This window comes from Arthrobacter sp. P1_A5 (assembly GCF_056406825.1).
In genome coordinates this window covers 1-7,394 of the sequence record NZ_JBFTZL010000181.1, presented here as the reverse complement: position 1 = coordinate 7,394, position 7,394 = coordinate 1, and the positions used below count along the sequence as shown (strand labels likewise).

The window sequence follows — 7,394 nt, the reverse complement described above, 5'->3', positions numbered from 1 at the left end:
GCTTGGAACCGGCGCAGATGATGCTGCGGATGCCGGAGGCATCGACACCGCCGGCCAGGCCCCGCTCGCTGAGCAGCCGGAGCATGGTGGGCACCAGGACCAGGCGGGTGATGCCGTCGTGGCTGACGGCCGCGTGGGCGGCGCCGACATCGAAGTGGTCCAGGCTGTGGAACTCGGCGCCGGCGTACAGGCATTCGGCGAGGGCATAGAGGTTTAGGCTTGCCGCGAGCGGTCCGGGAGCCAGGGACTTGTCGTCCTGCGTCAGTGCGAAGAATTCAATGGAGGCCTCGAAGGATTCCTGCCAGGACCGCCGCGAGCGGGTGAACGCTTTGGGCACCGAGGTGGTGCCGGACGTCAGACCGACCAGGAACGAGGTCTCCGGCGGCCCGTCGGCGAGCCCGGTCCCCGGCCCGGGAACTGCACGCGCCGGACGCGTTTCCGACCCGGCGATGCAGGCGGTGATGCCGTCCTGGAGTTGCTGGGGCCAGGCCGGGTCCAACACGGCGCACTGCCGCTCACCAGCGACGGCCGCGGCGAACGCCACGGCGAAGTGGGTTGAATTTTGTTCGGACAGCACGGTGATGGCCGGTGCCGAGGGCACCAGGGCCGCCGCTTTGTCCCGCAGGCCGGACCAGCTGAGGTGGTCTCCGGCCACGACGACGGCTGTCTCGTCGGSACGGTCATCGGCCCAGCGCTGGAGTCTGTCGAGAAAAGGCATCGAACCAACTTTAGCGTTGCCGGGCGCCGCGGCTGCGTGTGCGGGATATTGTGACTCCATGAGCTTTAACGACAACGCCCCGCTGGACCCGTCACAAGTCCAGGACCGTCGCGGGATGGGCCGCGGCCCGATGATCGGCGGCGGGATCGGCGGCGGCATCATCCTCCTGCTGGCAGCCCTCTTTGGCATCAATCCCCAGCTTCTCGAGGGTCTGGCCGGCACCGTCCAGGAGCCCCAGACGCAGAGCCAGGGCTCTGCCCCCGCCTGCCAGACCGGCGCCGACGCCGACGCCCGCCTCGACTGCAGGATCACCGGAACGGTCAACAGTCTGAACGCCTTCTGGCCGGCCTACCTGGCCCAGTACAACACTAAGTACCCGCGGCCGAAGGCGGTGATCTTCACCGGCGGAACCAACACCGGCTGCGGCGCCGCCACCTCGGACGTGGGGCCGTTCTACTGCCCCGTCGACACCACGGCATACTTCGATCCCGGCTTCTTCCAGGAGCTGGTGGACCGGTTTGGCTCCTCCGGCGGCCCCCTGGCGCAGGAATATGTGGTGGCCCACGAATTCGGCCACCACGTCCAGAACCTGCTTGGCGACCTCGACCGGGCGCAACAGGATCCGCAGGGACCCGGTTCCGGGGGTGTCCGGGTTGAGCTCCAGGCCGACTGTTACGCGGGGCTGTGGGCCCACTATGCAACAACGCAGGCGGATCCCAAGACCGGCCAGCCCTATCTCGACCCCTTCACTGACCAGGACGTGAAGGACGCCCTGTCGGCGGCCTCGGCCGTCGGTGATGACCGTATCCAGAAGGCCGCCACGGGCCGCGTCTCACCGGAGGCATGGACCCACGGGTCAAGTGCCCAGCGGCAGAAGTGGTTCTACCAGGGGTACACCACCGGGGACATCAACAAGTGCGACACATTCGCGGTGGCAACGCCTTAGCCCCAGCCCCCCTGGTCCCAGCCCTCTGGTCCCGACTCTCCGGCCTACACCCGAGGCCTCACCCGCGCGGCCGGCGCCGGACCGGGACCTCGACATAGCTGAGGAATCCGGCGTGGCCCAGGTGCCGGTGCTTAGCGTGCCACACGGGCCGGTACTGGTGCCCGAAGGGGTCGGTCACCAGGACCGAGTCCAGGCGGTCGTTTCCGGCCAGGAGGCGGTCGACGTCGGCCAGCGCATTGCGCCGCGTCGCCAGACCGTCGATGTCCAGGCTCCAAAGCCCCAGCTCAGCATCGGTTCCGCGTTCCAGCTGCAGCGTCTCGAACAGTCCGGCCACGAGCCCGGCGAGCCCGACGGGGTCGACCCGCTGCAGCCGGTGGGACTCGGGATGCACATCGCGCGCCTCGGCGAGGGCCTGGCGCAGCCAGTGGAACTCCACCGATCCCAGGGGCGGTCCCATGCGCAGGTGGCGGTTCTCGTCCAGCTCCAGGCGGAACGTGGCGGCGCTGCGGTCCATGATGCACGGAGCTTCGCCGACATATTCGAAGTCGGCCAGCAGGGCTTCCCGGGAGCTGTAGTAGGAGAACTCGCCGCTGTCCTCGACAACCACGAAGTCCTTGCCGGCATCGGAGGGCCGCGGCTGTGGCGTGGCATCCATTCCCGTGTGCCTCCTGTTCGACGGCGTGCCCGGCCCGAAGCGCGTGGACCCGTTGTCATTATCAGACCACCGCCGGGACGATATGGGAACGGCGGCGGGAATGCCGGAAGGAAATGACGGAGAGAAATAACGACGGCGGCCCCGCCTCAATGAGGTGGGGCCGCCGTCGTTCACGCCCGGGCCATGCCGGCCCGGACGTGCGGTAAAGCTGTGGTGCGGATCTAGATGTTGAAGCCCAGGGCGCGCATCTGGTCGCGGCCGTCCTCGGTGATCCGTTCCGGACCCCATGGCGGCATCCACACCCAGTTGAGCCGCCAATCGTCGACGATCCCGTCCAGGGCCTTGCCGACCTGCTCCTCGATCACGTCGGTGAGCGGGCATGCGGCGGTGGTGAGCGTCATGTCGATCAGCAGGGCGCCGTCGTCGTCGGAGTATTTCAGACCGTAGAGCAGGCCCAGATCGACGATGTTCACCCCGAGTTCCGGGTCGATCACATCCTTGAGCGCCTCTTCGACATCCTCGAGGCCCGTTCGGGCCACATTGAGTTCGGTCATTGCGGAGTCCTAACTACGCCTGGGCTGCAGCCGAGGCGGCAGCGATGGTGGCCGCCCCTGCGCCGGTGGCGTAGCGGTCGTAGCCTTCGTCTTCGAGGCGGTCGGCGAGCTCCGGGCCGCCCTCTTCCACAACCTGGCCATCGACGAACACGTGCACGAAGTCCGGCTTGATGTAGCGCAGGATCCGGGTGTAGTGCGTGATGAGCAGGGTGCCCATGTTGCCTTCGCCGTGGGCGCGGTTGACGCCCTCGGAGACAACCTTGAGCGCGTCGACGTCCAGGCCGGAGTCGGTCTCGTCGAGGATGGCGAACTTCGGCTTGAAGAGCTCGAGCTGGAGGATCTCGACGCGCTTCTTCTCGCCGCCGGAAAAGCCTTCGTTGACGTTGCGCTGGGTGAAGTCGGCGTCGATGCGCAGCTGCGCCATGGCGGCCTTGACGTCCTTGGTCCACGTGCGCAGCTTGGGGGCTTCGCCGTCGATCGCGGTCTTGGCGGTGCGCAGGAAGTTGGTCATGCTCACGCCCGGGACCTCGACGGGGTACTGCATGGCCAGGAACAGGCCGGCGCGGGCGCGCTCGTCGACGCTCATGGCGAGGACGTCTTCACCGTCGAGGGTGATCGTGCCGGAGGTGACGTTGTAGCGCGGGTGCCCGGCGATGGTGGACGCCAGCGTGGACTTGCCGGAGCCGTTGGGGCCCATGATGGCGTGCGTCTCGCCGGTCCTGATGGTCAGGCTGACGCCTTTCAGGATTTCCTTGGTGCCCTGCTCGGTGTCAATGCTGACGTGCAGGTCCTTGATCTCAAGAGTCGACATGTGTCTTGTTCTCCTCTGCACCGTGCCCTCGGCACTGTGCGTTTTCTTGGCGATAAGTTTTCTTGTGCGGGATGCCGGCTGCAGGCAGCTAGCTGAAGGTGGGAGCCTCGGCGCCGTTCAGGACGTTGGTGAAGTCCACGTAGACCTCGTCATCCAGGACGGTCACGGCAAACACGGGAACGGGATCATAGGCCGGCAGCTGGAGCGGCTCGCCGCTGCGCAGGTCGAACTGGGAGCCGTGGCCCCAGCACTCGATCTTGCAGCCTTCGACTTCTCCTTCGGAGAGGGAGATGTCCGCGTGCGAGCAGGTGTCGCCGATGGCGTGGATCTCCCCCATCGAGTCCTTCACGATCGCTACCGGGTAGTCGTCGATCAGGATCCGCAGCGCCTGCTTGAGTTGGATCTCGCTGGCGTTGCAGACTAGCTCGCCCTTTGGCTGTTCAGTCATTGATGTCGTCCGTGTTCTCTGGTGCTGCGCACTAGTGGTTGGTCGCCGCGAGTTCGCGCTCGACGGCTTCCGTGAGGCGCTCTTCGATGGCCGGAACGTTGATCTTCTGGATGATCTCGTTCAGGAACCCGCGGACCACCAGCCGGCGGGCCACTTCTTCCGGGATGCCACGGGCCATCAGGTAGAACAGGTGCTGATCATCGAATCGTCCGGTGGCGCTGGCGTGGCCGGCGCCGGCGATCAGGCCGGTCTCAATCTCAAGGTTCGGCACGGAATCGGCGCGGGCACCGTCGGTCAGGACCAGGTTGCGGTTGGCCTCGTAGGTGTCGGTGCCTTCTGCTTCCTTGCGGATCAGAACGTCGCCGACCCACACGGTGTGCGCGTTGCGGCCCTGCAGGGCGCCCTTGTACAGGACGTTGGACTTGCAGTTGGCCACGGCGTGGTCCACGAACAGGCGCTGCTCGAGGTGCTGGCCGGCGTCGGCGAAGTACAGGCCGAACAGTTCCACTTCGGCGCCCGGGGCGGTGAAGCGTGCCGAGGGCGTGACGCGCACGAGGTCGCCGCCGAGGCTGACCACAATGTGCTTGAACTTCGCGTCGCGGCCGAGCTTCGCCTGCTGGGAGGAGGCGTGGACGGCGTCGTCGTTCCATTCCTGGAGCGAGATGACGGTCAGCTGCGCGCCCTCCTCAACGAGGATTTCGATGTTTTCCGAGACGACGGCGGTGCCCTGGTGGTCCAGGACGACGACGGACTTGGAGAACTTTTCCGCGACGATCACGACGTGCTGTGCGGAAGCTTCGGTGCCCTGGCCGGTCAGCAGCACGCTGACCTCGCCCTCCACCTGGACCTCGGACGGGACCGTGATGACGGTGGCCTCGGTGAAGTTCTCCCAGGCGTTCGCGGAGACGCGGTCCTCGGGGATGGCGGCGGAGCCGATCCGGCGGTMGTCACGGCCGACGGTCTCGACCCGGACGCTGTCCGGAGCGGTGACGCTCACGGCCGGCGCCGCACCGGTGAGGCCCTCGGTGTGCAGGCCGCGGAGGCGCTTGAGCGGGGTGAAGCGCCAGTCCTCCTCCATGCCGGTCAGCGGTTTGAAGTCCGCCAGCTTGTAGGAGGTCAGGCGGCCGGCGCGTGAGCTGTCCGGTACGCCGACGCCGCCGCCGTGCGAGTGGCGCTTGACGGCTTCGCCGGCCAGCGGCGCTTTGGACTCCGCGGCGTTCAGCGGTGAGAGGCTTTCGCCTTCCTCGGTGAAGCCGTTGATGAACGGCTGGGCTGAGGGCGCGCCGATGCGGGCCTTTTCAGTAGTGATGTCAGTCATTAACCGACCGATCCTTCCATCTGCAGTTCAATCAGTCGGTTCAGCTCGAGGGCGTATTCCATCGGCAGTTCGCGGGCAATCGGCTCGATGAAGCCGCGGACGATCATCGCCATGGCCTCGTCTTCGCGCATGCCGCGGGACATCAGGTAGAACAACTGCTCTTCGCTGACCCGCGAGACCGTGGCCTCGTGGCCCATCGTGACGTCGTCCTCGCGGATGTCGATGTACGGGTAGGTATCCGACCGGCTGATGGTGTCCACCAGGAGGGCGTCGCAGCGGACCGTGTTGGCCGAGTGCTTGGCGCCTTCGCGGACCTGGACCAGGYCGCGGTAGGCAGCACGGCCRCCGCCGCGGGCCACGGACTTGGAGATGATCGAGCTCTTGGTGTTGGGCGCGATGTGGACCATCTTGGAGCCGGTGTCCTGGTGCTGGCCTTCGCCGGCGAACGCGATGGACAGGGTCTCGCCCTTGGCGCCTTCGCCCACGAGGTAGACGGCCGGGTACTTCATGGTGACCTTGGAGCCGATGTTGCCATCGATCCACTCCATGGTGGCGCCCTCTTCGCAGATGGCGCGCTTGGTCACCAGGTTGTACACGTTGGTGGACCAGTTCTGGATGGTCGTGTAGCGGACGCGGGCGCCCTTCTTCACGATGATTTCCACGACGGCGGAGTGCAGCGAGTCCGAGGTGTAGATCGGCGCGGTGCAGCCTTCGATGTAGTGGACGTAGGAGTCCTCGTCGGCGATGATCAGCGTGCGCTCGAACTGGCCCATGTTTTCCGTGTTGATGCGGAAGTAGGCCTGCAGCGGGATGTCGACGTGGACGCCCTTGGGCACGTACACGAAGGAACCGCCGGACCAGACGGCCGTGTTCAGCGACGCGAACTTGTTATCGCCCACCGGGATGATGGTGCCGAAGTACTCCTGGAAGATCTCCGGGTGCTCGCGCAGCGCGGTGTCGGTGTCCAGGAAGATGACGCCCTGGGCTTCCAGGTCCTCGCGGATCTGGTGGTAGACCACTTCAGACTCGTACTGGGCGGCGACGCCGGAGACGAGGCGGCTGCGCTCGGCTTCCGGGATGCCCAGCTTCTCGTAGGTGTTCCGGATGTCCTCGGGCAGGTCTTCCCAGGTGGCGGCCTGCTTCTCGGTGGAGCGCACGAAGTACTTGATGTTGTCGAAGTCGATGCCGGACAGGTCCGCGCCCCAGGTGGGCATGGGCTTGCGGTCGAAGTACTTCAGGCCCTTGAGCCGGAGGTCGAGCATCCATTCCGGCTCGTTCTTCTTGGCCGAAATATCGCGAACAACGTCTTCGTCGATGCCGCGGCGGGCGTTGGCCCCGACGTCGTTCTTGTCGGCCCAGCCGTACTCATAGGTGCCAATTCCGTGGAGCTCGGGATTCTTTTCCAGAATCTCCGAAATCACAGTAGAGCCAGCAACCTTCTTCTCTGATAGTTGGTCCGTCATCACGGCCTTTCTTGGAGATGGTTGGATACTTCGTCCGGGTTGACCGGTGCGGCGGGACTGGGAGTCCCGACGGCGGCCGGACGGCCCGTAGGTATGTGGGTGGTGCAGACGTGCCCGCCGCGCGCCAGKGTGGACAGCCGGCGCACATCGACGCCGACCAGCCGGGAGAACACGTCGGTCTCCACGTCGCAGAACACGGGGAACTGGGCAGCCAGGTGCTGGATGGGGCAGTGCCCCTGGCAGAGCTGGACGCTGGAGAGCGCCGCCGGGAGCGGGGCCTTGGCTTCGATCGACTGCGCCGAGGCGACGAACCCGTCGCGGCTCAGCGCCGCGGAGAGAGCCTGGGCGCGGGCCGTGATGTCCGGTCCTGCCTGCTCGATCTCCGGCGCGTAGCGGCGCTCCATGTCGGCGAACCGCTCGACGGCGAACTGCCGCACGGCCTCGGGGCCGGCCGCCTCGCCGAGCCGGCGCAGCGCCACGG

Annotated in this window: 9 protein-coding genes; 1 reads left to right on the top strand and 8 read right to left on the bottom strand. The window is 66.6% G+C overall.

Annotated elements, in window-relative coordinates; all coding sequences use genetic code 11:
• Nucleotides 1-718, bottom strand: a 718-nt coding sequence (locus AC1D1S_RS17720) for an AMP-binding protein (RefSeq protein WP_476995067.1), incomplete at its 3' end; no start/stop codon positions are given.
• A gap of 58 nt (nucleotides 719-776) precedes the next feature.
• Between AC1D1S_RS17720 and ypfJ the strand changes: the two genes are divergently transcribed.
• The gene (ypfJ, locus tag AC1D1S_RS17715) at nucleotides 777-1,664 is read left to right on the top strand and encodes a KPN_02809 family neutral zinc metallopeptidase (RefSeq protein ID WP_459384799.1); all 888 of its coding nucleotides are present in this window, start codon (nucleotides 777-779) and stop codon (nucleotides 1,662-1,664) included.
• 58 nt (nucleotides 1,665-1,722) lie between these two features.
• Here ypfJ and AC1D1S_RS17710 read toward each other — a convergent pair whose 3' ends face one another.
• From AC1D1S_RS17710 to AC1D1S_RS17680, 7 genes are all read right to left on the bottom strand, one after another.
• Nucleotides 1,723-2,319: a hypothetical protein gene (locus AC1D1S_RS17710; RefSeq protein ID WP_476995066.1), complete on the bottom strand. Its 597-nt coding sequence runs from the start codon at nucleotides 2,317-2,319 to the stop codon at nucleotides 1,723-1,725.
• A 221-nt stretch (nucleotides 2,320-2,540) separates the two neighbouring features.
• Nucleotides 2,541-2,873, bottom strand: a complete 333-nt coding sequence (locus AC1D1S_RS17705; RefSeq protein ID WP_018772973.1) for a metal-sulfur cluster assembly factor — start codon at nucleotides 2,871-2,873, stop codon at nucleotides 2,541-2,543.
• Nucleotides 2,874-2,886: 13 nt separating this feature from the next.
• Nucleotides 2,887-3,684 (bottom strand): Fe-S cluster assembly ATPase SufC, encoded by a 798-nt coding sequence (sufC, locus tag AC1D1S_RS17700; protein WP_026537381.1) that lies wholly within the window; start codon nucleotides 3,682-3,684, stop codon nucleotides 2,887-2,889.
• Between the two features lie 88 nt (nucleotides 3,685-3,772).
• Nucleotides 3,773-4,132, bottom strand: coding sequence for a non-heme iron oxygenase ferredoxin subunit (locus tag AC1D1S_RS17695; RefSeq protein ID WP_028275514.1), 360 nt, complete (start codon nucleotides 4,130-4,132; stop codon nucleotides 3,773-3,775).
• Nucleotides 4,133-4,163: 31 nt separating this feature from the next.
• Complete coding sequence (gene sufD / locus AC1D1S_RS17690; RefSeq protein WP_476995065.1) at nucleotides 4,164-5,450, bottom strand: Fe-S cluster assembly protein SufD; 1,287 nt, start codon at nucleotides 5,448-5,450, stop codon at nucleotides 4,164-4,166.
• Nucleotides 5,450-6,913, bottom strand: a complete 1,464-nt coding sequence (sufB, locus tag AC1D1S_RS17685; protein WP_476995064.1) for a Fe-S cluster assembly protein SufB — start codon at nucleotides 6,911-6,913, stop codon at nucleotides 5,450-5,452. The genes sufD and sufB overlap by 1 nt, the downstream gene beginning before the upstream one ends.
• On the bottom strand, nucleotides 6,913-7,394 hold a 482-nt coding region (locus AC1D1S_RS17680), incomplete at its 5' end, for a helix-turn-helix transcriptional regulator (RefSeq protein ID WP_476995063.1). The genes sufB and AC1D1S_RS17680, both read right to left, overlap by 1 nt.

Bases quoted from the DNA above. Each gene is read 5' to 3' on its own strand.
- ypfJ (WP_459384799.1), top strand. From the start codon at position 777: ATGAGCTTTAACGACAACGCCCCGCTGGACCCGTCACAAGTCCAGGAC.
- AC1D1S_RS17695 (WP_028275514.1), bottom strand. From the start codon at position 4,132: ATGACTGAACAGCCAAAGGGCGAGCTAGTCTGCAACGCCAGCGAGATC.
- sufC (WP_026537381.1), bottom strand. From the start codon at position 3,684: ATGTCGACTCTTGAGATCAAGGACCTGCACGTCAGCATTGACACCGAG.
- AC1D1S_RS17710 (WP_476995066.1), bottom strand. From the start codon at position 2,319: ATGGATGCCACGCCACAGCCGCGGCCCTCCGATGCCGGCAAGGACTTC.
- AC1D1S_RS17705 (WP_018772973.1), bottom strand. From the start codon at position 2,873: ATGACCGAACTCAATGTGGCCCGAACGGGCCTCGAGGATGTCGAAGAG.